The 25,066-nt window shown below is 70.0% G+C and carries 29 protein-coding genes and 1 tRNA gene; 8 read left to right on the forward strand and 22 right to left on the reverse strand.

Features of this window, described 5'->3' with window-relative positions; all coding sequences use genetic code 11:
• Nucleotides 1–5: 5 nt before the first annotated feature.
• From J2W45_RS09965 to J2W45_RS09980, 4 genes are all read right to left on the reverse strand, one after another.
• Nucleotides 6–1,043, reverse strand: coding sequence for a BMP family ABC transporter substrate-binding protein (locus J2W45_RS09965; RefSeq protein WP_310131334.1), 1,038 nt, complete (start codon nt 1,041–1,043; stop codon nt 6–8).
• Between the two features lie 176 nt (nt 1,044–1,219).
• Nucleotides 1,220–2,266 carry a LacI family DNA-binding transcriptional regulator gene (locus J2W45_RS09970; protein ID WP_310131335.1) on the reverse strand — a complete coding sequence of 349 codons (1,047 nt, stop codon included), beginning with the start codon at nt 2,264–2,266 and terminating at the stop codon, nt 1,220–1,222.
• Nucleotides 2,267–2,278: 12 nt separating this feature from the next.
• Nucleotides 2,279–2,767, reverse strand: coding sequence for a heme-degrading domain-containing protein (locus J2W45_RS09975; RefSeq protein WP_310131337.1), 489 nt, complete (start codon nt 2,765–2,767; stop codon nt 2,279–2,281).
• 96 nt (nt 2,768–2,863) lie between these two features.
• On the reverse strand, nt 2,864–3,367 hold the full coding sequence (locus tag J2W45_RS09980; protein ID WP_310131340.1) for a winged helix-turn-helix transcriptional regulator: 504 nt from the start codon (nt 3,365–3,367) through the stop codon (nt 2,864–2,866).
• A gap of 78 nt (nt 3,368–3,445) precedes the next feature.
• Here J2W45_RS09980 and J2W45_RS09985 point away from each other — a divergent pair, with 78 nt between their 5' ends.
• Both J2W45_RS09985 and J2W45_RS09990 read left to right on the forward strand, forming a co-directional pair.
• Entirely contained in the window at nt 3,446–4,189 is a 744-nt protein-coding gene (locus J2W45_RS09985) for an SDR family oxidoreductase (protein ID WP_310131343.1), read from the forward strand.
• Nucleotides 4,186–4,824, forward strand: a complete 639-nt coding sequence (locus J2W45_RS09990) for a TetR/AcrR family transcriptional regulator (protein ID WP_310131344.1) — start codon at nt 4,186–4,188, stop codon at nt 4,822–4,824. The genes J2W45_RS09985 and J2W45_RS09990 overlap by 4 nt, the downstream gene beginning before the upstream one ends.
• An 87-nt stretch (nt 4,825–4,911) precedes the next feature.
• On the opposite strand, the gene J2W45_RS09995 is transcribed toward J2W45_RS09990, so the two are convergent.
• Nucleotides 4,912–5,001, reverse strand: a tRNA-Ser gene (locus tag J2W45_RS09995).
• A gap of 86 nt (nt 5,002–5,087) precedes the next feature.
• Between J2W45_RS09995 and J2W45_RS10000 the strand changes: the two genes are divergently transcribed.
• Nucleotides 5,088–5,891: an SGNH/GDSL hydrolase family protein gene (locus J2W45_RS10000; protein WP_310131347.1), complete on the forward strand. Its 804-nt coding sequence runs from the start codon at nt 5,088–5,090 to the stop codon at nt 5,889–5,891.
• Here the strand turns inward: J2W45_RS10000 and J2W45_RS10005 are convergent.
• Complete coding sequence (locus J2W45_RS10005) at nt 5,881–6,807, reverse strand: alpha/beta hydrolase (protein WP_310131350.1); 927 nt, start codon at nt 6,805–6,807, stop codon at nt 5,881–5,883. The genes J2W45_RS10000 and J2W45_RS10005 overlap by 11 nt on opposite strands.
• Before the next feature lie 139 nt (nt 6,808–6,946).
• Between J2W45_RS10005 and radA the strand changes: the two genes are divergently transcribed.
• Nucleotides 6,947–8,308 carry a DNA repair protein RadA gene (gene radA / locus J2W45_RS10010; RefSeq protein ID WP_310131353.1) on the forward strand — a complete coding sequence of 454 codons (1,362 nt, stop codon included), beginning with the start codon at nt 6,947–6,949 and terminating at the stop codon, nt 8,306–8,308.
• 83 nt (nt 8,309–8,391) lie between these two features.
• On the forward strand, nt 8,392–8,748 hold the full coding sequence (locus J2W45_RS10015; RefSeq protein ID WP_310131355.1) for a YciI family protein: 357 nt from the start codon (nt 8,392–8,394) through the stop codon (nt 8,746–8,748).
• Here the strand turns inward: J2W45_RS10015 and J2W45_RS10020 are convergent.
• The 4 genes from J2W45_RS10020 to J2W45_RS10035 all read right to left on the reverse strand — a co-directional run bounded on the left by J2W45_RS10020 (nt 8,735) and on the right by J2W45_RS10035 (nt 13,206).
• The gene (locus J2W45_RS10020; protein ID WP_310131357.1) at nt 8,735–9,370 is read right to left on the reverse strand and encodes a hypothetical protein; all 636 of its coding nucleotides are present in this window, start codon (nt 9,368–9,370) and stop codon (nt 8,735–8,737) included. The two genes, J2W45_RS10015 and J2W45_RS10020, sit on opposite strands and share 14 nt — an antisense overlap.
• A 108-nt stretch (nt 9,371–9,478) precedes the next feature.
• Entirely contained in the window at nt 9,479–9,994 is a 516-nt protein-coding gene (locus J2W45_RS10025; protein ID WP_310131359.1) for an amino-acid N-acetyltransferase, read from the reverse strand.
• A gap of 136 nt (nt 9,995–10,130) precedes the next feature.
• A complete protein-coding gene (locus J2W45_RS10030) occupies nt 10,131–12,653 on the reverse strand; it encodes an ATP-dependent Clp protease ATP-binding subunit (RefSeq protein WP_310131360.1) in 2,523 nt (840 codons plus the stop codon).
• A gap of 130 nt (nt 12,654–12,783) precedes the next feature.
• On the reverse strand, nt 12,784–13,206 hold the full coding sequence (locus J2W45_RS10035; protein WP_310131363.1) for a hypothetical protein: 423 nt from the start codon (nt 13,204–13,206) through the stop codon (nt 12,784–12,786).
• A 52-nt stretch (nt 13,207–13,258) separates the two neighbouring features.
• On the opposite strand from J2W45_RS10035, the gene J2W45_RS10040 reads away from it, so the two are divergent.
• From J2W45_RS10040 to J2W45_RS10050, 3 genes are all read left to right on the forward strand, one after another.
• Entirely contained in the window at nt 13,259–14,260 is a 1,002-nt protein-coding gene (locus J2W45_RS10040) for a pirin family protein (protein ID WP_310131365.1), read from the forward strand.
• A gap of 137 nt (nt 14,261–14,397) precedes the next feature.
• A complete protein-coding gene (locus J2W45_RS10045) occupies nt 14,398–14,679 on the forward strand; it encodes a hypothetical protein (RefSeq protein ID WP_310131367.1) in 282 nt (93 codons plus the stop codon).
• Nucleotides 14,676–15,089, forward strand: coding sequence for a type II toxin-antitoxin system VapC family toxin (locus J2W45_RS10050; protein WP_310131368.1), 414 nt, complete (start codon nt 14,676–14,678; stop codon nt 15,087–15,089). Before J2W45_RS10045 ends, J2W45_RS10050 begins: the two co-directional genes overlap by 4 nt.
• A gap of 10 nt (nt 15,090–15,099) precedes the next feature.
• On the opposite strand, the gene cls is transcribed toward J2W45_RS10050, so the two are convergent.
• From cls to folE, 12 genes are all read right to left on the reverse strand, one after another.
• Nucleotides 15,100–16,563: a cardiolipin synthase gene (cls, locus tag J2W45_RS10055; RefSeq protein ID WP_310131370.1), complete on the reverse strand. Its 1,464-nt coding sequence runs from the start codon at nt 16,561–16,563 to the stop codon at nt 15,100–15,102.
• 81 nt (nt 16,564–16,644) lie between these two features.
• Entirely contained in the window at nt 16,645–16,818 is a 174-nt protein-coding gene (locus tag J2W45_RS10060) for a hypothetical protein (RefSeq protein WP_310131373.1), read from the reverse strand.
• Nucleotides 16,819–16,872: 54 nt separating this feature from the next.
• A complete protein-coding gene (lysS, locus tag J2W45_RS10065; protein WP_310131375.1) occupies nt 16,873–18,402 on the reverse strand; it encodes a lysine--tRNA ligase in 1,530 nt (509 codons plus the stop codon).
• A gap of 42 nt (nt 18,403–18,444) precedes the next feature.
• Nucleotides 18,445–19,323, reverse strand: coding sequence for a pantoate--beta-alanine ligase (gene panC / locus J2W45_RS10070; protein ID WP_310131379.1), 879 nt, complete (start codon nt 19,321–19,323; stop codon nt 18,445–18,447).
• A 33-nt stretch (nt 19,324–19,356) separates the two neighbouring features.
• Entirely contained in the window at nt 19,357–20,166 is an 810-nt protein-coding gene (locus J2W45_RS10075) for a Rossmann-like and DUF2520 domain-containing protein (protein WP_310131381.1), read from the reverse strand.
• Nucleotides 20,166–21,821, reverse strand: coding sequence for a PH domain-containing protein (locus tag J2W45_RS10080; protein ID WP_310131383.1), 1,656 nt, complete (start codon nt 21,819–21,821; stop codon nt 20,166–20,168). Before J2W45_RS10080 ends, J2W45_RS10075 begins: the two co-directional genes overlap by 1 nt.
• Nucleotides 21,818–22,303, reverse strand: a complete 486-nt coding sequence (locus J2W45_RS10085; protein WP_310131386.1) for a PH domain-containing protein — start codon at nt 22,301–22,303, stop codon at nt 21,818–21,820. The genes J2W45_RS10080 and J2W45_RS10085 overlap by 4 nt, the downstream gene beginning before the upstream one ends.
• The gene (locus J2W45_RS10090) at nt 22,287–22,766 is read right to left on the reverse strand and encodes a DUF3180 domain-containing protein (RefSeq protein ID WP_310131388.1); all 480 of its coding nucleotides are present in this window, start codon (nt 22,764–22,766) and stop codon (nt 22,287–22,289) included. The genes J2W45_RS10085 and J2W45_RS10090 overlap by 17 nt, the downstream gene beginning before the upstream one ends.
• Entirely contained in the window at nt 22,763–23,305 is a 543-nt protein-coding gene (gene folK, locus J2W45_RS10095) for a 2-amino-4-hydroxy-6-hydroxymethyldihydropteridine diphosphokinase (protein WP_310131391.1), read from the reverse strand. The genes J2W45_RS10090 and folK overlap by 4 nt, the downstream gene beginning before the upstream one ends.
• Entirely contained in the window at nt 23,302–23,685 is a 384-nt protein-coding gene (gene folB, locus J2W45_RS10100) for a dihydroneopterin aldolase (RefSeq protein WP_310131392.1), read from the reverse strand. Before folB ends, folK begins: the two co-directional genes overlap by 4 nt.
• Nucleotides 23,678–24,481 carry a dihydropteroate synthase gene (gene folP / locus J2W45_RS10105; RefSeq protein WP_310131394.1) on the reverse strand — a complete coding sequence of 268 codons (804 nt, stop codon included), beginning with the start codon at nt 24,479–24,481 and terminating at the stop codon, nt 23,678–23,680. The genes folB and folP overlap by 8 nt, the downstream gene beginning before the upstream one ends.
• Nucleotides 24,478–25,056, reverse strand: coding sequence for a GTP cyclohydrolase I (gene folE / locus J2W45_RS10110; protein WP_310131396.1), 579 nt, complete (start codon nt 25,054–25,056; stop codon nt 24,478–24,480). Before folE ends, folP begins: the two co-directional genes overlap by 4 nt.
• Nucleotides 25,057–25,066 lie beyond the last annotated feature (10 nt).

Consider the following 25,066-nt stretch of genomic DNA (forward strand, 5'->3'; position numbering starts at 1 on the left):
CGGCTTCAGATGCCGTCGGTGTCGTAGGCGACTTTCACGGAGCCGTCGACGATCTGCTTCTTCAGGTCGTCGAGCTTGGGCTGCAGGGCTTTCACGTCGGCGACACGGTCGGAGCCGCCGTTCAGGAAGCTGTCGGCGATCTGCACCCCGACCAGGTCCTTGTCGAGCGAGGCGGCGTAGGTGCCCAGGGACTTGCCGGACTTCAGGATCCGAGTGACGGCCTCCTTGAGTGCATCGCCGAATCGCAGGTACGTCAGGCCGACGACCGTCTTCGGGTTCTGCTGGGCGACCGCGGCAGAGGCGTCCGTGAACACGAGGGCGCTGGCGGTGGCCGCCGCCTGGATGATGCCGACCGAGCTGCCGCCGGCGTCGGTCTGGAGGAGGTCGGCACCCTGGGAGATCATTCCGAGAGCGATGTCACGGGCCTTCGACGGGTCGGAGAACGAGCCCACGATGCCGCTCAGCACCTTCACACGGGGATTGGCGGCCTCGGCGCCGGCTTTGTATGCGTGGAAGTTCGCGTAGAGCAGCGGGGAGCCGGCGCCACCGATCCACCCGACCGTGTTCGACTTCGTCAACGTGCCTGCCGCGTACCCGGACAGGTACAGCGCCTTGTAGACGTCGAAGCTCACCGTGGTGAGGTTCGCGATCTTCTTCTGGGGCGGGTCGGCGAAGATGTGGACGAACTGCGTGTCCGGGAAATCCGGGGCCACGCCGTCGAGGGCGTTCGTGATGTCCGGGAACGCCCCTGCGATCACGTTCGCGCCCGACTGCGCGACGTTGCGGATCGAGCTCTCGTACCCCGACGGGTCGGTCGACTCGACGTACTTGGTGTTGACGTCGTCCGCGGTCTTGATCTTCTTCAGCCCGGCGACGAGGTCGTCGACGCCCGAATCGTCGCCCGCCGCCTGGGTCGAGACGAAGGCGACGGTCTTCTTTCCGCCCGCTTCTCCGCCTGCGCTGCTCGAGCAGCCGCTCAGAGCGAGCGAGGCGATGGCGATGGCGGCGACCGTTGTGGCCACCATCCGAATCTTCTTGGTCACTGTGGTGCTCCTATTCCTCGTTGAACTCAGGAGGCAGAAGCGGCGCTACAGGGGGCTCATTCATCGGGCTGAGCTGCACCGTTTCATCCGAGTGAGAATGAAGCTAATGACGTTATGCGTATAACGCAATACGTATAACGCGCTCATTTCGCGTCGGTTCCGAGTGCGACAGCTCGCTACTCGGCGGGGGTCATCCCGGTCGACGTCCGGGGGATGTACTGCGTCGCCACCGCGATCTCTCGCGCGTTCCCTTCCGTGACCAGGTCTTTGAGCGCCTGGCCGGCAGCAGCTCCGATCGCCACCGACGGCAGCCGGATCGAACTCAATGCGGGGTCGACGATCGCCGCGGCATCCGTGTCGTTGAACGCGACGAGGGAGAAGTCGTCCGGAATCCGCAGGTTCATCCCCCGGGCAGCCCGGATGACTCCGAACGCGTGGCGATCGTCGGCGCACAAGACCGCGGTGACTCCCGCGGCTCGCCAGTCGGGCCACTTCTGCGCGAACCGCTCGGCGATGGCGCCCATGTCCAGGCTCTCCAGCCGCAGATCCGGCCCGACCACCTTGAGCCCGCGCGCCTTGAAGGCTGAGACCACTGCGGCCCGGCGGCTCGCCAGGGTGAGCGAATTGGCGACGAAGGACACATAGCCCACCCGGCGATGGCCGAGACGGTGAAGATCTTCCGCCACCTCTCGGAGGCTTTCCACGAGCTCGAAGCTCACCCGGGAGGTGCCGGGCGGCGCCTCGGGCGAGTCGACGAGCACTGCGGCGGCGCCCACCTTCCCGATCGCCTCCACCTCGGCGGCGGACGGGCTGGCAAGGATGACTCCTGTGGTATCCGCGAAAACGGAGCTGCTGACCACGTTGGGGCGGTCGGGGTGGGCCCGGCCCGGGCGGGAGTCATGGAAGGTCAACTCCCACGCATCGTCGAGCACTCCCCCGACACCCTCCAGGATCGATCCGAAGAAGTGGTAGGAGAACCCGGGGAAGATGAACGACACCGATCGCGACGACCCCGCGGTGAGCCGTCGGGCGGTGCGGTTCGGCACATAGCCGAGATCCGCGACGGCCTTGGCGATTCGTTTCTGCAGCTCATCGCTGAGCCGGCCTTCGTGCTTGCCGGTGACCCAGAGTGAGACGGCGGCCTGCGAGCAGCCGGCCGCCTTGGCGACATCGATGGAGGTCACACGACGCGCCAGGTGCGGCAGCGGGTCGACCTGCGGCATTCGAACGCCCCCCTAATGCACGGCCGGGCGGCGGAGGAAGTCGCGCAACGACTCGACCATGAAGGCGTGGTCGAGTTCGGGAGGGAGACCGCTGACCGCGATGGTGCCGACCACGCCCGCTCCACGCACCGTGAGCGGGAATCCTCCTCCGCTGCCCGAGTAGAGCCGGGCATCCACCCAGGGGGCCGTCTCGAGCGAGAAGGGCGGGTTGTAGAGCGGGAAGCGCAGCCCGGCGAGGTACGTGCTGGTGCCCCATTCGCGGACGGTGCGCTTCTTGCGATCGATCCACTTGTCGTTGTGCGACGTCGTTCCGGGCAGCGCCGCCCGGAAGACGTCCTGCTCGCCGAGGGCGACATCGATCACGATCCCATGACCTGCCTGCGCCGCACGCTCGCGAAGGTACACCCCGAGTTCCCACGCCAGATCGTGGTCCATCCGCTCGAACTGCAGCTCGCGCTCGTGCGCCTCGAGAACCGCGAGCAGGTCGTCCATGTCGCTCATGATGCTGTTCCGGTCGAAACGACGGCACTCTGTCTCAGCGCTTCGGGGCGAGTCATGAGATGAACCTACTATGGCGATGGCACCGGCCGGACGCGTTCAGCGCGACCCGGCGCGCGCCTGCCGTTCCTCGTGCAATCGCCGCCGCAGCGGTGAATACGACTCGGTCGGCCTGAGCTCGACGCGGGCGGGCGGAAGCTCCATTCCGTCGTCGCCCACGAAGCCGACATGCACGGACGCCCCCGTCTCCACGTCCACCCGCTTCAGGCTGGGCCCCGCATCGGCGGGAACGTGGCGGTCGCCCCACTGCTGCAACGCTGAGAGGACGACGTACAGCTCCCTCCCGGCCTCGGTCAGCCGATACTCGGAGCGGCGCCTCTCCCCGGGTTCCTGGTAGTCCACCTTCGTCATCACGCCGTGCTCCACGAGCATCGCGAGCCGCGCCGTCAGGACGTCTGCTGCCACTCCGAGACTGCGCCGGAACTCCTGGAAGCGAGTGAAGCCCTCGAGGGCGTCGCGGATGATCAGCAGCGTCCAACGTTCACCCAGCACGCCCAGGCTTCGCGCGATGGAGCAGGTGTCGTCCTCCGGTATAGCGCCCATGCTTCGAGTGTACCTGAGTTGCCCCATCCCACTCAGATAGCTAGGTTGGATCACACAACCCAGATGGAGGGATCGAGAATGAAGCTTGAACACACCACCGCAGTGGTCACCGGAGCGAATCGCGGATTGGGGCGACACATCGCCAGGCAACTGCGCGACCGCGGAGCGAATGTGTTCGCCGGCGCCCGCAATCCGGACTCCGTCGATCTCGCAGGGGTGACGCCCCTCCGGCTGGACATCACCTACCCGGCGTCCGTGGCCGCCGCCGCCTCGGTCGGGAACGCGGCGATCCTCGTGAACAACGCGGGGGTCGTCACCGGGTCGTCGCTGCTGGGAGGCGAGCTCGCCCATATCCGCCACGAGTTCGAGACCAACTTCTTCGGCACTCTCTCCGTCACACGGGCCTTCGCACCGCAGCTGGGCGAGCACGCGGAGAGCTACGTGCTCAACATCCTGTCCGCATACTCCTGGCTCAACGTTCCCTTCATCGGCGGCTACAGCGCCTCGAAGGCGGCGGAGTGGTCGCTGACCGACGGCCTCCGACAGGATCTCGCCGGCCAGGGCACCCGGGTCGGCGGACTCTACGTCGCCCTGATGGACACTGACTTCTCCCGGGTGTTCGACGCTCCGAAGGAGGACCCGGCGGACGTCGCACGTCTCGCGGTCGACGCCATTGAGAACCGCGAATTCGAGGTGTTCGCCGACGAAGAGAGCCGCAGCATCCGCGCCGGCCTTCCCGGGGGAGTCGAAGCCCTGTACCCGTCGCTGTCGCACGCATCGCTGTCGCAGGCATCGCTGTCGCAGGAAGACCAGGCGCGATGACCAACCCGCATCTTCCTGAGATCGCTCAGCCGCCCGTCCGGCAGCCCGGAACAGTGCCGGACGGGCCTCCTCCGGAGCGGCTGCCGCCGCGGGCACGCATCCTCGCGGCGGCGGCGCACCTCTTCATCCGGTACGGCGTCGGGGCCGTGGGAGTCGATCGCATCGCACAGGAGGCGCGCGTCTCGAAACGCTCCCTGTACCAGCACTTCCAGACGAAGGACGCGCTGGTGGCCGACACACTGAACGAGGTCGGATCGAACGTGTTCGCGCAGTTCTTCCACCCGGACGGCGCCAGGACGCCACGCCAACGCATTCTCGATGTCTTCGATGCCCTCTCGGAGGTCGCAGACAACGACGAGTACTTCGGGTGCCCTTTCGTCAACATTGCGACCGAAGTGCGCAGCAGGGAGCATCCGGCCGCGCTGGTGGCACGACACTACAAGGACCTCTACACCGCGTATTTCGAGCGCGAGGCGACCGCGGCGGGCGCAGACCACCCGCACGAGCTGGCCGAGCAACTCACTCTGATGTTCGACGGCGCCGCGGCCCACGCCGCGCTCTATTCGGGCTTCCCCGAGAGTGCACGCTCCGCCGTCGCGCACCTGCTGGACACCGCCATCAAGACGAGCGCCTAGCGCCGCACCGGCCCAGCCGTGATGACCGGTCCCGCGAGCGAAAGCCCCCGGATCCCGATGAAGATGGGGATCGCGGGGGCTTCACATTGGCGGTACCGGTGGGATTTGAACCCACGGTGGGCTTTCACCCACACAACTTTTCGAGAGTTGCACCTTCGGCCGCTCGGACACGGTACCGCGGACTATCGTACGCGATTCGGGCGGTCGTCTCCAATCGAGCGGGGGCGGTGCCGGGGTCAGTGGCGCGGGGTACTCTTCCGTCCATGAGTGCAGTCCCCCGCATCCTCGCGTCCGCAGCCGGTCTCGTCGCCACGGGGGCGCTCACCGTCGTGGGGTGGAGGCGCGTCCAGGCGAAGCGGGCGGCCGTCGCCGAGGGGCGGGTGCGGCTCAACGAGCTTCTGCCGGTCCACTCCAAGTGGTGGCGGGATGTGGCGAACGACCCGGGCGAGCTGCTGTACGTGGCGATCGGGGACAGCGCCGCCCAGGGCATCGGCGCGTCCGCGCCCAAGAACAGCTACGTCGGGATCATCGCCGATCACCTGCGCGCGGTCACCGGTCGCTCCGTGCGGGTCGTCAACCTGTCGGTGTCGGGTGCGACCGTCTCACTCGCGGTGGCGGACCAGCTCCCGCGGTTCCTGACGCTCGACCCGGAGCCCGACATCGTGACCGTCTCAATCGGTGCGAACGACATCGCGGCGTTCGACCCGGTCCGCTTCCGCGAGGGGCTGCGCGCCGTCTTCGCGGCCGTGCCCGATCACGCGATCGTCGCCGACCTCCCCTACTTCTATCTCCCCTGGAACGAGCGGATCGTCGCCGAGGCCAACCAGATCCTGCGCGAGGAAGCGGCGGAGCGCGGACTGCAGGTGGCGCCGCTGCACTCCACCATGCGCCGCCAGGGTCTCCGCGGCGCCTTCACGCAGTTCGCGGAGGACCTCTTCCACCCGAACGACCACGGCTACCGCACCTGGGCGTCCGCCTTCCTCCCGGCGGTGACCGCGCGGGCGCGCGAGCTGTACCCGCGCCATGGCGAGCAGGCCACGACGGCTCCGGAGGCGCTCAGCGCGTGAGCTGCGCCGGCGCGACGTGCGACAGCACGCGCCCCCACGCCGGCACGATCGCCAGGTGACCGACGCCGGGCATCGTCTCCATCCGCGAGTCCGGCAGCGCCTTCTTGTACCAGGCGGCGTGCGCATAGCCGGCGACCGCATCCGCCTGCCCGGCGATGATCAGCGTCTTCGCGGCGACGTCGCCCAGCTCGAAACCCCACGGCCGCGCGGTGTAGCTCAGGATGTCGCCCGCGACTCCCCCGGTCCCCTGGCGGAAAGCCTCCTTCAGCATCCGACCCAGGCGGTCGTGCACGCCCCGGCCGGACAGCGCCTGCTGGTCGACGGGACCGACGCCGAGCATCTCCAGCGGGACCCCGCCCGGTTCGGACGCGGCGGCCACGGCGTCCGCCTGCGGTTGCAGCATGGCGCTCAGCCGGCTCATCGCCTCGCCGGGCGCCATGGCGCCGAGCTCGTCCGACAGCGCCTGCAGCTTCGGGTCGATCCACGGCACCGCCTCGTTGGGCGCCGGGGTCCCGACGATCGCCACGCGGTCGACGAGATGTGGATGCCGTGCCGCGACCGCGAGCGCAACCCGGCCGCCGGCGGACCAGCCGACGACGCCGACCGTGCGGGGACGCGTCACCCCGATGACCGTCTCGGCCACGACGACCGACCGGATGTACTCGGCGATGTCGTCGGCGGCCTGCGTGATGCTGGGCCAGCTCCCGAGCGGCCACGGTTCGCTAGCGCCGTAACCGGGACGGTCGATCGCGACGATGTGCGCATGCCGTTCGGCGGAGGCGTCCGGGTCGGGGTCGAACACCGAGGAGCCCGGGGCCGCGTGGCAGAACACCACGAGACGTTCGGCGTCGGGGTCCCCGAAGGTGGAGACGCCGACGGCGCGGCCGGAGCGGAGTGCGAACGTGCGGTCAGCCATGGGGCCCATTGTGCACGCGGCCACCGACTCGCAGAAGTGCTCACATGCACGGCTCGCGACGGGATGTCCACAGGTCGCCGCGATCCTTCCGGCGATGACGGTGGCTCCCCGTAGTGTTGAGCCCGATCGAGGAGGTGCCGTGCCGAAGGCGTCCGTCAACTACCGCTGCTCCGACTGCGGCTGGTCCACAGCCAAGTGGGTGGGCCGCTGCCCGGAGTGCGACGCGTGGGGAACACTCGCCGAGACGGCGCAGCCGACCGGCGTGCTGCGGGCGCTGAAACCCGTGACCATCGCCGCCGGGCGCGAGGCGCGGGCAATCACGGACATCCGCGCCGAGGGCACGCCGCGGCGACCCAGCGGCATCGGCGAGTTCGACCGGGTGCTGGGCGGAGGCATCGTCCCGGGAGCGGCCATCCTGCTCAGCGGCGAGCCCGGGGTGGGGAAGTCGACCCTGCTGCTCGAGGTCGCATCCCGAGCCGCGCGAGCCCGCAACCGGGTGCTCTACGTGAGCGCGGAAGAGTCGGTGAGCCAGGTCAGGATGCGCGCCGAGCGCACCGGCGCGGTCCACGACGAGCTGTTCCTGGCCTCCGAGACCGACCTCAGCACGATCATCGCGCAGATCGACGCGGTCGACCCCTCGCTCGTGATCGTCGACTCGGTGCAGACGGTGTCGAGCTCGGCCGGCGAGGGCATGGCCGGCGGCCCGAGCCAGGTGCGCGAGGTCGCCAGCACGCTCATCCGCATCGCCAAGGAGCGCGATCTGCCCGTGCTCATCGTCGGGCACGTCACCAAAGACGGCTCGATCGCGGGTCCCCGGCTGCTCGAGCACCTGGTGGATGTGGTGTGCCAGTTCGAGGGCGACCGTCAGACGGCCCTCCGCTTCATCCGGGCGCTCAAGAACCGTTTCGGGCCGACCGACGAGGTGGGCTGCTTCGAGATGGCCGGCGACGGCATCGCCGAGGTGCCCGACCCGAGCGGGCTGTTCCTCAGCCGCAACACGACGCCGGTCTCCGGCACCTGCGTCACGGTGGCGATGGAGGGACGGCGGCCGCTGCCGGTCGAGGTGCAGGCCCTCGTCGTGAGCACGACGGCCCCGAACCCGCGCCGCGTGACCAACGGAGTCGACTCGTCCCGGGTCGCCATGCTGCTGGCCGTGCTCGAACGGCGGGCCGGCATCAAGCTCGGCGACAAAGACGTCTACGTCTCCACCGTCGGCGGCGTGCGGCTCACGGAGCCGGGGGCCGACCTGGCGATCGCACTGGCGATCGCGTCGGCGGCGACCGACCGGGCCATCCCGCACACCCTCGCGGCGTTCGGCGAGATCAGCCTCGCTGGCGAGATCCGCCCGGTCGTGAGCGGCAAGCAGCGCACGGCGGAGGCAGCCCGGCTCGGGTTCGCCACCCGGGTGGACGACCGGAGCGCCTCGATCCGGGAAGCGCTCCGGCTCGCCTTCACCGCCGCATCCACCGACCGCGAGCGAGAACTCGACGCCGCGTTCTGACCGGAACATCGAACCGGATGTCGAACCGACGCCGCGCCGTTCGACGCACAGGTGACGACATCCGTCGACGGAAGGGAAACACCATGCCGCAGTACGCCATCTTCATCTACTCCGACACCACGGCCGAGCACGACGCCGCAGAACTGGCCGAGCACGACCAGCACTCCGACGACCTCATCGCGGCCGGTGCGCTGACCGCCGCCTACGCGCTCTCGGAACCCGCGACGGCGAAGTCCGTCCGCGGCGACGGGGTCACCGACGGGCCGTTCACCGAGAGCAAGGAGCTCATCGCGGGCATCGGCATCATCGAGGCCCCCGACCTGGATGCCGCACTCGCCTGGGCGCGCCAGAACCCGGCGACCCGCCACGGCTCCGGTGTCGAGGTCCGGGAGGTCGCCGCGAGCTACGACCGGAACGACAGCGCGTTCACTGCAGGATGAACTGCTTCGTCTCGGAGCTCTTGATGCCCGAGACGCTCGTCTCCAGGTGGTACGACGCCCCCGCGGCCGGCACCTGCTCGCGCTTCGCCGCGCACGTCGACGGGTCCGACCGCGTCCGGTCCCAGGTGATCGGCGTCTGCGAGGAGATCGTCTTGCCCGGCTGCAGCAGCACTTCCGCATCCACCTTGTCGCTCTGGCAGTCCGTGGACTTCCAGTAGACCTCCGTGCCGCTGGTGATCGTGAACACCTGCTGCGCCGTCCCCGCGTCGATCGTGCACGCCGCCGACCCTGTGTTCGTCAGGGCCACGGAGAGCTGCGGCAGCTCCCCGGCCGCGTACTCGTCCTTGTCGGTGACGGCCTCCACCGTCACGTCGGCCGGCTTGCACGGCTGACCCGACGCGGATGCGCTGCTGGTCGGGATGCTGGTCGCCGCCGGCGTCGGCGCGCTCGTGCCGGTCGTCGCGGGAGCCTTCTTCGCAGGCTCGCCGTTCGAGGCGCCGGGGCGGGCCACGATGAGGATGATGACCACCACGACGGCGATCACGCCGAGGAGGACGATGAGCCGACGGCGCCAGTACACGCTGCTCGGCTGGGGGCCGACCGGGTTCTTGAACGTCGACATGCCCGCACTATAGCCAGCACCCTCGGGGCCGCCCGGCAGGCGCGCCCGGCCCCCGGGCAGTGCTCAGAGTCGGAGCGCCCAGAGACTCAGCACTCAGCGGCGCAGCGCTCAGAGACGCTTCAGCATCCGCGTGTTGCCGAGCGTGTTGGGCTTCACGCGGGCGAGGTCGAGGAACTCCGCGACGCCCTCGTCGTGCGACCGCACCAGCTCGGCGTACAGCTGAGGGTCGACGGTCTCCTCGCCCATGTCCTCGAACCCGTTCCTCGCGAAGAAACCCACCTCGAACGTGAGGCAGAACAACCGGCTGAGCCCGAGCTCGCGGGCGTCCGACTCCAGCCTCGCCAGCAGCGCGCGGCCCACGCCCTTGCCCAGCCACTGGTCCGACACGGCCAGCGTGCGCACCTCGCCGAGGTCGCTCCACATGACGTGCAAGGCGCCGCAGCCGATCAGCCGACCGTCGGCGTCCTCCGCCACCCGGAACTCCTGGACCGCCTCGTAGAACGTGACGGTCTCCTTGCCGAGCAGGATGCGTCGGTGCACCAGCGGCTCCACCAGCTCCTGGATGCGCTGCACGTCTCCCGTGCGCGCCCGCCGGATCCTGAACCCTGGTTCGCTCTCGCCCACGAAACCACCCTACCGAGTGCGCGAACACCGATCGCACGGCGGTCACCCGCCCGATACCGGGTAGACGCTGCCCGAACACCGAGAGGGCCGGCCTTCCGAAGAAGACCGGCCCTCCCAGGTCGTGGATCGCGGTGGATCAGTCGTTCGCCGCCAGGTCCGGCGTCGCCGGGCCGGTGCCGATCGCGGCCGCCGAGTTGATGCCGGCGCCGATCGGCTCCTTGCGGGCGGTCGTCGTGAAGACGAAGTCGCCGTCGGCGAAGTCGACGTGGACGTGGTCGCCCGCGTTCAGCTCGCCGTGCAGGATCTTCTCGCTCAGGCGGTCCTCGATCTCGTGCTGCACCGCGCGGCGGAGCGGGCGGGCGCCGAGCGTCGGGTCGAACCCGACCTCGATCAGCCGCTCCTTCGCCGGGACGGTCAGCTCGATGGTCATGTCGCGGTCGAGCAGGCGGGTCGACAGGCGCTTGATGAACAGGTCGACGATCTGCAGGAGCTCGCTCTTGTCCAGCTGCGGGAAGACGATGATCTCGTCGACACGGTTCAGGAACTCGGGCTTGAAGTTCTTCTTCAGCTCCTCGTAGACCTTGCCGCGCATCCGGTCGTAGCCGGTCTGCGGGTCGCCCTCGATCTGGAACCCGACGGGGCCGCCGGAGATGTCCTTGGTACCGAGGTTGGTGGTCATGATGATGACGGTGTTCTTGAAGTCGACCACGCGTCCCTGGCCATCCGTCAGACGTCCCTCCTCCAGGATCTGGAGCAGCGAGTTGAAGATGTCCGGGTGCGCCTTCTCGATCTCGTCGAACAGCACCACGCTGAACGGCTTGCGGCGGACCTTCTCGGTCAGCTGGCCGCCCTCCTCGAAGCCGACGAACCCGGGAGGGGCGCCGAACAGGCGGGAGACGGTGTGCTTCTCGCCGTACTCCGACATGTCGAGCGAGATCATCGCCGACTCGTCGTCGAACAGGAACTCGGCGAGCGCCTTGGCGAGCTCGGTCTTACCGACACCGGTGGGGCCGGCGAAGATGAACGAGCCGGACGGACGCTTCGGGTCCTTCAGGCCGGCGCGGGTGCGGCGGATCGTCTTGGAGAGCGCCGCGATGGCCTCCTCCTGACCGATGACCCGCTGGTGCAGCGCCTGCTCCATGTAGACGAGCCGTGCCGACTCCTCCTCGGTGAGCTTGAACACCGGGATGCCGGTCGCCTGGGCCAGCACCTCGGCGATGAGGCCCTCGTCGACCTCCGCCGTGGTCTTGACCTCGCCCGAGCGCCACTGCTTCTCGAGGCGCAGCCGCTCGCCGAGGAGGTTCTTCTCCTCGTCGCGGAGGCTGGCGGCCTTCTCGAAGTCCTGGTCCTCGATCGCGGCCTCCTTCTGGGAGCGCACGGCGGCGATCTTGTCGTCGAACTCGCGCAGCTCCGGCGGAGCCGACAGGATCGACAGGCGCAGGCGGGCGCCGGCCTCGTCGATCAGGTCGATGGCCTTGTCCGGCAGGAAGCGGTCCTGGATGTAGCGGTCGGCCAGGTTGGCCGCCGCGACGATCGCGCCGTCGGTGATGGACACCTTGTGGTGCGCCTCATAGCGGTCGCGCAGCCCCTTGAGGATGTTGATCGCGTGGGGCAGCGACGGCTCGGCCACCTGGATGGGCTGGAAGCGGCGCTCGAGCGCGGCATCCTTCTCGAAGTGCTTGCGGTACTCGTCGAGCGTGGTCGCACCGATCGTCTGCAGCTCACCACGGGCGAGGAGCGGCTTCAGGATGCTGGCCGCGTCGATCGCGCCCTCGGCGGCGCCCGCACCGACCAGGGTGTGGATCTCGTCGATGAAGGTGATGATGTCGCCGCGGGTGCGGATCTCCTTGGTCACCTTCTTGAGGCGCTCCTCGAAGTCACCGCGGTAGCGGGAACCGGCGATCAGCGAACCGAGGTCGAGCGTGTAGAGCTGCTTGTCCTTCAGCGTCTCCGGGACGTCGCCGCGGACGATCGCCTGGGCGAGTCCCTCGACGACGGCGGTCTTGCCGACGCCGGGCTCACCGATCAGCACCGGGTTGTTCTTGGAGCGGCGCGACAGGATCTGCATGACGCGCTCGATCTCCTTCTCGCGCCCGATGACCGGGTCGAGCTTGTTGTCGCGAGCGGCCTGGGTCAGGTTGCGGCCGAACTGGTCGAGGATCTGGCTACCGGCCTGCGCGGTGTTCTGATCGTTGCCGCCCACCTGGACCTGCTCCTTGCCCTGGTAGCCGGAGAGCAGCTGGATGACCTGCTGGCGCACCCGGTTGAGGTCGGCGCCCAGCTTCACGAGCACCTGGGCGGCGACGCCCTCGCCCTCGCGGATCAGGCCGAGCAGGATGTGCTCCGTGCCGATGTAGTTGTGGCCGAGCTGGAGGGCCTCGCGGAGGCTGAGCTCGAGCACCTTCTTGGCGCGCGGCGTGAACGGGATGTGGCCGGTCGGCTGCTGCTGACCCTGGCCGATGATGTCCTGGACCTGCTCGCGCACGGCGTCGAGCGAGATGCCGAGCGACTCGAGGGCCTTGGCGGCGACGCCCTCGCCCTCGTGGATCAGGCCGAGCAGGATGTGCTCCGTCCCGATGTAGTTGTGGTTGAGCATCTTGGCCTCTTCCTGGGCCAGGACGACGACACGGCGGGCGCGGTCGGTGAATCTCTCGAACATGTCTACTCCTCGGCGACACCGTTGCAGGTTCGGCGTCGATACAAAGAGAGTAACCACCGCTCCCCCGCCAGCGTGGCCCTGTTCGCCGTGGGCGTGACAACGTGCTCAGGACAGTGCGGATTGCGTCCGATCAGCCCTGACGGGCGGGCAGCGTGAGCGTCGAACCGGCGAGGTCGACGGTCACCTCGGCCGTCTTGCTGATCCGGTCGGGCGTGGTGAAGACGGTCGTGTGGGGCACGTAGTCGCGGGTGCAGATGCCCCCGGGGGCCGGCGCGAGGGTCGCGGTGATCCGGGTGCCGGACGAAGCGGTCGCGTTCTGCACCTTCGGCGGGCAGGAGGAGCTTCCGTACAGCACGATGGCGAACTGCGCGCCGTCGTCGAGCCACGCCGCCCAGGATGCGCCTCCCGCACTGCTCGCCGGAGCCTGGACGCCCTTCGGCTCGCCGGCGTAGTCCTCGACCGGCTTTCCGGCGCCCGCGCTGCACCCCGTGAGCCCGGCGAGCAGGGCCAGGCCGGCCAGGGCGGCGAGGGGGCGGAGGACACGGCGGGGCACGAGCCCATTCTAGGAAGCCCGGCTTGGAGCAGTCCGCGCCTAAGATGCCGCTATGAGCAATCTGGAGCGCGATCCGGCGGAATCGGTCGGCGGCTCCGTGCTCACGGAGCCCGTGCCCGCGGAGGCGGCGGTCTCCGAGGACGTGGTCGAGATCCTCGAGCCCCGCGATGTCCCTCTCGGCGGACCGCGGGCGATGACGGTGCGCCGCACCCTCCCCCAGCGCCGGCGTTCGCTCATCGGCGGCTGGTGCTTCATCGACCATTACGGCCCGGACGACGTCTCGGTGAGCGGCGGGATGCGCGTGCCGCCGCATCCGCACACCGGCCTGCAGACGGTCAGCTGGCTGTTCGAGGGCGAGATCGACCACCGCGACAGCGTCGGAAGCCACGCGCTCGTGCGCCCGGGCGAGCTGAACCTGATGACCGCGGGCCACGGCATCAGCCACTCCGAGGTCTCGACACCCGGTACGGCGAGACTGCACGGGGTGCAGCTGTGGGTCGCGCTGCCGTCCGCCTCCCGCGATGTCGCGCCGTTCTTCGAGCACCACGCGCCGGTGACCGGCCGGCTCGGGGCGGCGAGCGTGAAGACGTTCGTCGGGTCCCTCGCGGGAAGCGGCACGCCGGCGACCATCTTCTCCCCTCTCGTTGGCGCCGAGCTGGTCGTGCCGGCCGGTTCGACCATCGAGGTGCCGCTGGAGGCGTCGTTCGAGCACGGGCTGCTGGTCGACACCGGAGAAGTGGCGGTCGACGGCGTGTCGATCCCGCTGTGGCACCTCGCCTATCTCGGCCCGGGCCGCACGTCCCTGACGCTGCAGGCGGAGTCGGCTGCGCGCGTCGTGCTGCTCGGCGGGGAGCCGCTCGGCGAGCAGATCGTGATGTGGTGGAACTTCATCGGCCGCAGTCACGACGAGGTGGTCGCCTACCGCGCGGACTGGCAGGGCGAGGTGATCGCGGGCGGCGATCCCGACGGACGCTTCGGCACCGTCGAGGGATACGACGGCTCGCCCCTGCCCGCCCCCGAGCTGCCGACCGTGCGGCTCCGCCCGCGCGGCTGAGTCGTCCACAGCCCCGCGGTCGCAGCCACTTTCCACAGATTCCGGGCGGGTGCTCCCGGGAGAACCTCCGCCAGGAGATGATTCCCTATGCATGCAGATCCGTTGCTTCTGCATGCACAACCACCTAGCCTGGAACCATGGGAGTCACCGTGCAAGTGAGAGACCTCGATCCTGCGGTCAACGACCGCCTGAAGAGCGCTGCAGCCGCGAAGGGGCTGTCGTATTCCGAGTACCTCCGTCGCGAGCTCACGCGTATCGCCGAGCGCTTGCGCATCGACGAACGGTGGACGGAGGTGAAAGCCGCCCACCGGCTCCGGATGGAGGCGGAGCCGCCCCGCGATGAATTGCGGCAGCCGCTGCTCGACATCTCCACGGAGGAGATCGCCGAGATCATCCGCGCCGAGCGGGACGATCGATGAAGTCCGCCGTCCTGGATTGCAGCGCCGTCGTCGCGCTGCTCGCGACCGACGGGCTCCGTGCCTTCGAGGAGAGCGAAGAACTCGCCGAGTGCATCTTCGTCGCCCCGCATCTCATCGATCCGGAGTTCGTGAGCGCGATGCGCCGACACACGCGTCGGCAGCCCGAGAAGGCGCAGCAGAGCGAACTGGCCATCCAAGCGTTCTACCGGCTGGAGATCGTGCGCATGGAGCATGAGCCGCTCTGGCAGGAGGCCTGGCGGTGGCGTGAGAATCTGACCGCCTACGACAGCATGTACGTCGCCCTCGCCCGCCTGCTCGACGTGCCGTTGCTCACCGCCGACGAGCGGCTGGCGAGCGCCGCTCAGCCCTGGTGCGAGGTACGGCGCGTGAGCGACCTCGCGGCCGCGTAGGGGCCAGGCCTCACTGCAGCGCGGAGGTCAACCGCGCCAGATTGTCGAGCACGGTGCTGCGCAGCGGCTGCTTCATCCACTCGTCCAGCGTGAGCTGGCGGCTGTCCCGGCGGTAGCCGGCCTCGACCCGACGCATCTCCTCGACGAAGGAACGGCCTCGCACCATGAGCGAGACCTCCATGTTCAGCTGGAAGGAGCGCATGTCCATGTTGCTCGACCCGATGACGGCGACATCGTCGTCGATCGTGAAGTGCTTCGCATGAAGGATGTACGGAGCCTTGTACATCCAGATCTTCACCCCGGCGCGCAGCAGCGCCTCGTAGTACGACCGCTGCGCGTGATAGACGAGGGCCTGGTCCCCGATCTCCGAGACGAAGAGCTCGACGTGGATGCCCCGCTGCACGGCGGAGGTGATCGCCATGAGCATCGACTCGTCCGGCACGAAGTACGGAGAGGTGATGACGATGCGCTCCTGCGCGTAGTACAGCAGCGCCAGGAACAGCCGCAGGTTGTTCTCGCCGGCGAACCCGGGGCCGGAGGGCACGACCTGGGCGTCGAGCTCGTTGTCGTCGATCTCGTCGGTGATCGGCTCGGTCTCCCGGCGCAGCAACTCATCCGTCTCGCTGTACCAGTCGGTGATGAAGATCGCGTTGAGACCAGCGACGATGGGGCCCTCGAGACGGACGATGAGCTCTTTCCACTTGAGCCCGCGCCGGATGTTCGACTTCTTGTTGTAGCTACGGTCGATCACGTTCTGCGAGCCCATGAACGCGACGCGGCCGTCCACGATCAGCAGCTTCCGGTGGTTGCGCAGGTCCGGCCGCTGGTACCGGCCGCGGAACGGCTGGACCGGGAGCATGAGCTGCCACTTGGCGCCCATCGCGGTGAGCCGCTTCAGGGTCCGCTTGTAGTCGGGTGTGCGGAGCGAGGCGATGTGGTCGAGCAGGACGCGCACGGTGACGCCGCGCTTGACCGCATCCTCGAGCGCGTCGAAGAACGGGCCGGTCGTCTTGTCGAGGGTCAGGATGTAGAACTCGACGTGCACATACCGGCGAGCGGTGTGGATCTCCGCAGCCATGGAGTTGAGCGACCCCTGGTAGTCGCCGTTCAGCGTCGCGCGGTTGCCGCCGACCAGCGGCATGGCGCCCAGCTTGCGGTTGAGCTCGACCACGCCCTCGAGCCACGGCGGCCACGGGTGGTCGCGACGCACGCGCTCGATGCCCTCGGTGCTGTCGATGATGAAGCGGTTGATCTCCTCCTGCTTCCGCCGGCGCCGCTTCGGGAGCTTGTAGCTGCCGATGAGGAGGAAGAAGAGGATCCCGATGTACGGGATGAGGAAGATCGCCAGCAACCACGCCGTGGCGGACGTCGGCTTGCGGTTGCGCGGGACGATGATGATCGCCAGGACACGGATCACGAAGTCGACGAGAAGGGCGACCCAGATCGAGACCGAGACCCAGAAACCCGTCTCCATCCCGACGTCCCTCCTACGAGCGCAGAAGGACGCGGCGGCGTCCCCAGAGCTACCGTAGCGGACCGGCGGGGGTCACTCCGTTCAGGCCTTGGGGGCGAGGCCGCGGCGGGCGCGCTCCTCCGCCTCGAGGCGGGCGTACGCCTTGCGCTCATTGCGGTCAGCGCGAACGATCGCGCGCATGATCGCCCAGAACAGCAGACCGACCAGCACGGTCGGCGCGAGAGCCCAGACGATACCGCTGATGACGTCGTTCATAACGGCTCCATGCTAACCCGCGAGGCTGGGAGGCGGCGTCCTCCCGGCGTGCTGCTACTTGACGAGCGGGAAGAGGATCGTCTCGCGGATGCCGAGGCCGGTCAGAGCCATCAGCAGACGGTCGATGCCCATGCCCATGCCGCCAGTGGGCGGCATGCCGAACTCCAGCGCCCGGAGGAACTCCTCGTCGAGACGCATCGCCTCGTTGTCCCCGGCGGCCGCGAGCTTCGCCTGCTCGATGAAGCGCTCGCGCTGCACCACCGGGTCGACGAGCTCCGAGTAGCCGGTGGCCAGCTCGAAGCCTCGGGTGTAGAGGTCCCACTTCTCCACCACGCCCTCGCGCGAGCGGTGGGCGCGCACGAGGGGGCTCGTGTCGACGGGGAAGTCCATGACGAAGGTCGGACGCACGAGGTCCGTCTTCACGTGGTGCTCCCACAGCTCCTCGACGTACTTGCCGGCCAGCGGGTGCTCGATCTCGATGCCCGCCTCCGCAGCCAGCTCGCGCAGGCGCTCGATCGGCGTCTCGGGCACGATCTCCTCGCCGATCGCCTCCGACAGGCTGTCGTACATCCGGATGCGGTCCCACTCGCCGCCGAGGTCGTACTCGGTGCCGTCCGCCCACGTCACGACGTGCGATCCGGAGATCGCCATGGCGGCATCCTGGATCAGCGTCTGCGTGAGGTCGGCGATCGAGTTGTAGTCGCCGTAGGCCTGGTACGCCTCGAGCATGGCGAACTCGGGCGAGTGCGTGGAGTCCGCGCCCTCGTTGCGGAAGTTGCGGTTGATCTCGAAGACTCGGTCGATGCCGCCGACGACGGCGCGCTTGAGGTACAGCTCCGGCGCGATGCGCAGGTAGAGGTCGGTGTCGAAGGCGTTCGAGTGCGTCACGAACGGACGGGCCGAGGCGCCGCCGTGCATGACCTGCAGCATCGGCGTCTCGACCTCGACGAAGTCGCGCTCCCCGAAGGTGCGACGCAGGCTGGCGACCGCCTTCGCGCGGTCGATGACGGTCTTGCGCGCCTGCTCGCGGGCGATGAGGTCCAGATACCGCGCGCGGACGCGCGTCTCCTCGCTCAGCTCGCTGTGCAGGTTCGGCAGCGGCAGCAGCGCCTTGGCGGCGATGCGCCACTCCTGCGCCATCACCGAGAGCTCCCCGCGACGGCTCGACACGACCTCGCCCGAGACGAACACGTGGTCGCCGAGGTCGACGAGCTCCTTCCACGCCGCGAGCGACTCCTCGCCGACCGCCGCGAGCGACACCATGACCTGGATGCGCGATCCGTCACCGGCCTGCAGCACCGCGAAGCAGAGCTTGCCGGTGTTGCGCAGGTGCACGACGCGGCCGGCGATCCCGACGATCTCGCCCGACGCCTCGTCGGCGGCCAGGTGGCCCCACTTCGCGCGGACGGCCGGGATGGTCGTCGTCACCGGGACGTGCACCGGGTACGCTCCACCGCCCGCGTCCGTCGCCTCGGCGAGCAGGCGGTCGCGCTTGCTCAGCCGGACCGCCTTCTGCTCGCTGATCTCGTCCTCGCCGAGCTGGTCGTCGCCCAGGTCGGCCGCGGTGGTCTGCGCGTCGGTCATCGCTGTCTTTCCGTTCGAGGTGGCGGTGGGTGGTCGCTCAGGTCACGTCGTGAGGCGTGCGTTGTCGATCAGCCGGGTGGTTCCGACCCGGGCGGCGATCAGCATCAGGGCGGGACCGTGGTGGTCGGGCGACGCCTCCCGGAAGGTCTCCGGATCGACGATCGCCAGATAGTCAAGCTTAACCGCTGGCTCGGCGGCCACACGCGCGTGCGCCGCGGCGAGCGCCTCGCCCACACCGGCCGCCGCCGCCTCCGCCGCCTCGGCGAGCGCACGGGAGAGCGTCACAGCGGCGAGCCGGTCGTCCTCCTCCAGGTAGCGGTTGCGGCTCGACAGCGCCAATCCGTCGGACTCCCGCACCGTGTCCACCACGGCGATGGACACCGGGAGGTTCAGGTCGTCCACCATGCGCCCGATCACGTGCACCTGCTGCGCGTCCTTCTGGCCGAACACCGCCACGTCGGGCTGCACGATGTTGAAGAGCTTGCTGACGACGGTCAGGACGCCGTCGAAGTGCCCCGGACGCGACGCGCCCTCGAACAGCGAACCCGACGCACCGGCGGTCACGCGCGTCTCCGACGGCCCGTGCGGATACATCTCGGATGCGGTCGGGGCGAAGACGACGTCGGCGAGCCCCTCGAGGGCCGCAACGTCGGCGTCCAGCGTCCGCGGGTAGCGGTCGAGGTCCTCACCCGGGCCGAACTGCAGCGGGTTGACGAAGATCGAGACCACCACGAAGCCGCCGAGATCGCGCGCGCTCGACACGAGGCGCAGGTGACCGTCGTGCAGGGCCCCCATCGTCGGCACGAGGACGACGCGACCCACAGGTGCGTCCGAGGATCCGTCCTGATGCGCCCAGCGACGGGCCTCGGCGACCCGTGCCCGCAGCTCGGCGATGGTGGTGATGATCTCTGGCATGCGCATCCCTTCGGCCGGTCCTCACCGGCCGGAACCAGGCTACTCGCCGCGGAGGAACCAGCCGCGTCCGTCGTCGCCGGGATCCCCGTCCCCCGGCTCCGCGCCCAACGCGTCGATCACGTCCTCCACCGCCAGCCGGGAGGGCGCTCCGGCCCGCGTGAGCGCGTTGTCCACGGCCGAGCGGATCAGCGAGCTGAGGTACGAGCCAGGGTTCTCGACGCCGATGTCGCGCAGCAGCCCGGTGGACTGCTCGACGATCGAACGCGAGAACGATGTCGCGGTCGCGATGGCCTCGGCGTAAGCGGGCCGGTCCGCCTCGGCGACGACAACCGGCTCTCCGCCCATCTCGACGACCAGCGCCTGGGCGATGGGCAGCACGGCGGCCGGTGCGGTCACCGCGAAGTAGCTCTCGGCGAGGCGGGTGAGGTCGAGGCTCGTCCCGGTGAACTCGAGCGCGGGATGCACCGCGAGCGGGATGGCGCCCGCGGCGGCAGCCGGCTGGAGCACGTCGATCCCGTAGCCGGGCGCCGTGTGCAGCACGATCTGGCCGGGCTGCCACGTGCCGGTCGAGGCGAGGCCGGCGACGAGTCCGGGGAGTTCGGCGTCCGGCACGGCCAGCACGACCAGCTCGCTGCGCTCGACCACCGTCGGCACGTCGAGGATGGGCACGTGCGGCAGCATGCTCTCCGCGCGTTCGCGGCTGCGCTCCGAGACCGCGGAGATCCCGACGATGGCGTGGCCCGCACCGGCGAGCGCGAGTCCGAGCACTGGTCCCACGCGGCCGGAGCCCACGATCCCGAGCCCGAGCCGCCCGGAACGCTGCGACGGTGGACGAGCGGACGGGAGCATCAGTGGTCCTCCTCTGGACGGATCGGATCGTGCCGCCAGCGGTGGCTGCGATCGACGGTCGCGGCGGCGACGGCGTGCGCCGAGACCTCCTCGAACAGCGTCACGGCCGTCCGGGCGTCGATCGCGGCCAGCCGCGGGCGCACCGGGCCGGAGACGGTGTGGAACCGCGCCTCCGCGAGCCGGAGCGCCGCATCCAGCGGGCCCTGCTGCAGCTCGAGGCTCTGCAGCCGCGCGAGCGGAACGATCGCCAGGCTCCTCCACACGAACCCCCGGCGCAGCACGATCGCGTCGCCGACCAGCCGGAAGCCGGTGCGCTGCCACGAGATCGGGCGGATCCAGGCGGCCCGGCGCGGACTCCCGGTGAAGTCGTCATGACCGGACGACACCATCCCCGCCTCGACCAGGGCGCGGTGCTCGTCGGTCGCGAAGCCGGGCAGCACCAGCGAGAGCACGCGGGACACATCGGCGGCGTCGCCCACCGGCAGCATGGTCGTGTTCGGCTGGCCGGCGGCGCCCTTCTCGCGCGAATGACCGGCGGTGTCGATCCGGATCTGCCACCACCCGAACGGCCGCCACAGCAGTGGCTGCAGCACCTCGACGGCATGGATGCGCCCGGGCGGCAGCGTCTCGTTGCTGGTGCTCAGCAGGCCGAAGCCGACGCGCACGCCGTCCGGCGTGCCGGCGATGGAGTAGCGCAGCGACTTGGTGAAGCGGTTGATGTAGAAGCTCGCCGAGCCGAGCAGCCCGGGCAGCACCACGATGAGCAGCCACAGGGCGCCGCTCGCCGCGCCCCACACCAGGAAAGCGACGACGACCAGCACGAAGATCGTGAAGCCGCTGAGCAGCAGCGAACCGAACAGTCGCAGCGGGGGGATCTTCACGACGGACTCGGGCGGTGCGGCGTTCGGGTCGAGCTCCGGCGCGAGGAACTCGTTCACGCGCCGGCCGACCAGGTCGCCCACCGCGGCGGTGCGCGACGGCCGGAGAGCTTCCCCACCGGGGGCCGAAGGGTCGTGCACACCCGCCGTGCCGGCCTGCTCGGCCGCCTCGGCGGCGGCCTCCGCCGCCTCGACCGCGCGCACCCCCGACGCCAGCCGCAGCACGTCGCCGCGCAGGCCGTCCGCCAGGGACGACCCGAGGTAGGCGAGCTGCACGTTCGCATCGTGGCCGGCGACGGAGATGTCGAGCTTCGCCGCGCCGACCAGCCGGGCGAGCAGCGGGCGCACCACGTTGATGCCCTGGATGCGGTCGAGCCGCGCCTTGCGCTGGGTGCGGAACAGGATGCCGCTCCGCACCTCCACCGCGTCCCCGGTGATGCGGAAGCTGTGCATGCGCCACGACAGGTAGAACGCCCCGAGGCACGCGAGAAGCACCACGGCGACGCCGAGCAGCGCCCAGCCCTCCCAGCCGTGGTCGTAGATCGCGTCGAGCGGGTCGCCTCCGTACTGCGGCGCCCCCACGAAGAAGCTGATCAACCGCTCGCGCAGGTTCGAGAGCACGAAGCCGATGAGCGCGATGAACACGATCCCACCGCGCAGCACCGGCGTCGCCGGGTGCAGGCGGTGCCACTCGCCGTCGGTGTACCGCTCGGCCGCGCGCTCCGCCGGCGACAGCGCCGGCGCCGAGCCGTTACCGGGGAGCTGCGGCGCGGTCACAGTCCGGCCCGTCTGCTCTCCGCCAGTTCGACCAGGCGGTCGCGCAGCTCCGCGGCGTCCGCCTCCGGGAGGCCGGGCACCATCACGCCGGTGGAGGCGGCCGCCGTGACGAACTTGAGGTCGGCCAACCCGAGCAGCCGGCTCACGGGGCCGCGGTTGATGTCGATCAGCTGCATCCGCCCGTACGGCACCGAGACGAACCGCTGGAACATGATGCCGCGACGGAACAGCAGATCGTCCTCGCGCAGGAGGTACCCGATGGAGCGGGCACGCCGGGGCGCGATCACGAGGGCGATGACGCTCACGACCACGACCACGGCGAGCAGCAGCCAGCCGAAGCTCCAGCCGCCGACGAGCCACAGGAACAGGCTCGCCGCGGAGAGCACGAGGCCGGTCAGGACGGTGCTGGCGATGACGACCAGCACGTACTTGGGCGAGACGCGGCGCCATTCGCCGACGTCGAGGTCAATCCGATCGGACATGGACGTTCTCCGTGCGCTCGTCGTCGTCGCCGGGAGGCAGAGTGCAGAACAACTCGGCCACCAGGCCCGCCACCAGCAGCACCACCGCACCGGCTGTGGCGAGCGCGGTCAGCAGGATGGCGTTGCCGCCGGGCAGCACATCCCGGGTGAGCAGATAGGCGCCGACGCCCACGCCGGCGCCCACGAGCAGGGCGCCGCTCAGGCTGCACGCCTTGGCGAGCACCACGATGCGCGTCGCCTGGAACGGGTCGATGCGCCGCACGCTGCGTCCGCGCACCGCACGCCGGATCGGCACGGCGAAGGCGACGACGATCACGGCGACCGCGAGCAGCGTGATCGGCAGCGTCAGCGGCGGGATGAAGATGGCGGCGCCCATCGACGCCGCGGCGAGCTCCGCGAGGAAGCCGATGGCGAGACCGAGGACGGCGAGTCCGATGAGTGAGGCGGGACCGGTGCGCTTCACGGGCGGTCCTCCCACAGCTCGACCGGATCGCCGGCCTGACGGGCCAGCTCTGCGACGGGCCCGTAGCCCGCCAGACGCGCCCCGGGGTCGACGTCGAGCCACGGCACCAGGACGAAGGCGCGCTCGTGCGCCCGCGGGTGCGGGAGGACGATCCGCGGGTCGTCCTCGGACACGATGCCGTCGTAGTCGACGATGTCGATGTCGATCGTGCGGTCGCCCCAGCGCTCCTCGCGGACGCGTCCCAGCGCGTCCTCGACGCGGTTGACCACGCCGAGCAGGGCCAGCGGTTCGAGCAGCGTGTGCACGAGGGCGACCGCGTTCAGGTACGCGGGAGCCTCCTCGTCGATGCCTTCGGGCTTGAGCGCCGGCGTCTCGTACAGCCTCGAGACGGCGCGCACATCGACGCCCGGCTCCGCGCGCAGCAGATCGACGGCGGCCTGGATGGTCTCGGCGCGATCGCCGAGGTTGCTGCCGAGCGCGAGCACGGCGGGCACGCCGACGCGCATCCGCACCGGCTTGCCGATCGGCGCCGCGTTCACGGCCGGCTCCGCGTGATGCGGACCGCGACATCCCCGAAGGGCACGCTGATCGGCGCCTGCGGCTTGTGCACCGTCACCTCGACGGCATCCACCGGCTCATGCGCGAGCACCGTCGATGCGACCCGCTCGGCCACGGTCTCGATGAGGTCGACGGGGTCGCGCTCCACCGCCGCGACGACCTCCTCGGCCAGGTCGCCGTAGTGGACGGTCGCGGCCAGGTCGTCACCGGCGGCAGCCGGCGCGAGGTCGAGCCACGCGGTGACGTCGACGACGAAGTCCTGCCCGTCGGCGCGCTCGAAGTCGAAGACGCCGTGGTTCGCGCGCACGCGCAAGCCGGTGAGGACGATCGAGTCGGCCCTCCGGGAGTGGATGTCAGTCATCGCGTCCAGCTTGCCACGCCCGCACCACGTCGAGGGCGATCCGGGTCGACGGCACGTCGTGCACGCGCACCGCCCAGGCGCCCGCCTGGGCGGCCAGCGCCGAGATGACGGCGGTCGGTGCGTCGCGATCCTCCGCGGGCGCGCCCTCCGGCAGCAGAGCTGCGAGGAACCGTTTGCGCGACGCGCCGATCAGCACCGGGTAACCGAGCGTCTCGATCTCGTGCAGCCCGGCGAGCACCTGCCAGTTGTGGGTCGCGTTCTTCGAGAACCCGAGGCCGGGGTCCAGGATCAGCTTGGCCGGGTCGACGCCGCGTTCGAGCAGATCGGTGACTCGGGCCGACAGCTCGCTCCGCACCTCGGCAACGGTGTTCCGGTAGACGGCGCGCGAGTCGGCGGCGTCGAGACGTCCGCGCCAGTGCATGACGACGTACTGCGCGCCGGTCTCGATGACGGCATCCGGCATACCGGCGTCCCCGAGTCCGCCGGAGACGTCGTTGATGATCGCGGCGCCGGCCTCCACGGCCGCTCTCGCGGTCGACGCGTTGAGCGTGTCCACGCTGACGAGCACCCCGCGCGACGCGAGCTCCCGGATGACCGGGACGACGCGCTTCTGCTCCTCCACCGGATCGACGCGAACCGCTCCGGGACGGGTGGACTCGCCGCCCACGTCCACCAGGTCGGCGCCCTGCTCGACCAGGTCGAGGCCGTGCTCGATGGCGGCGTCCGGCTCGAGCCAGAGCCCGCCGTCGCTGAAGGAGTCCGGCGTCACGTTGAGGACGCCCATGATGAGGGTCACGCGACGCCACGCCCGATCAGGGCCATGAGCTCGGCCCGCGCGATCGGGTCGGCGAACGCGCCGCGTGCGGCGACGGTCACCGTCGTGCTGCCCGTCTGGCGCGGCCCGCGCGTGGTGACGCAGGAGTGGGCCGCGTCGAGCACAACGAGCACGCCGCGGGCGGCGGCGCCCTCCTCGATCGTGTCGGCGATCTGCTCCGTCAGCCGTTCCTGCAGCGTCGGGCGCGCGGAGAGCGTCTCGATGACGCGCGGGATGCGCCCCAGCCCGACCACGGTGTCACCCGGCAGGTACGCGACATGGGCGACGCCGAGGAATGGGAGCAGGTGGTGCTCGCAGACCGAGCGGAATTCGATGTCGCGCAGCAGCACGGTCTCGGCCGTGCGCCCATCCTCGAGCGGGACCGGCTCCCCGAGATCCGCGGCCGCGTCACGCCCGATGCCGGCGAAGAACTCCGCGTAGGCGTCGGCGACCCGGGACGGAGTGCTCTCGAGCCCCGGACGCGCCGGATCCTCGCCGATGGCGGCGAGGATCTCGGCGACGGCCGCTTCGATGCGCGGACGGTCGATGCCGGGCATGCGCGCGGCG

This window comes from Leifsonia shinshuensis, assembly GCF_031456835.1.
Lineage (GTDB): Bacteria > Actinomycetota > Actinomycetes > Actinomycetales > Microbacteriaceae > Leifsonia > Leifsonia shinshuensis_C.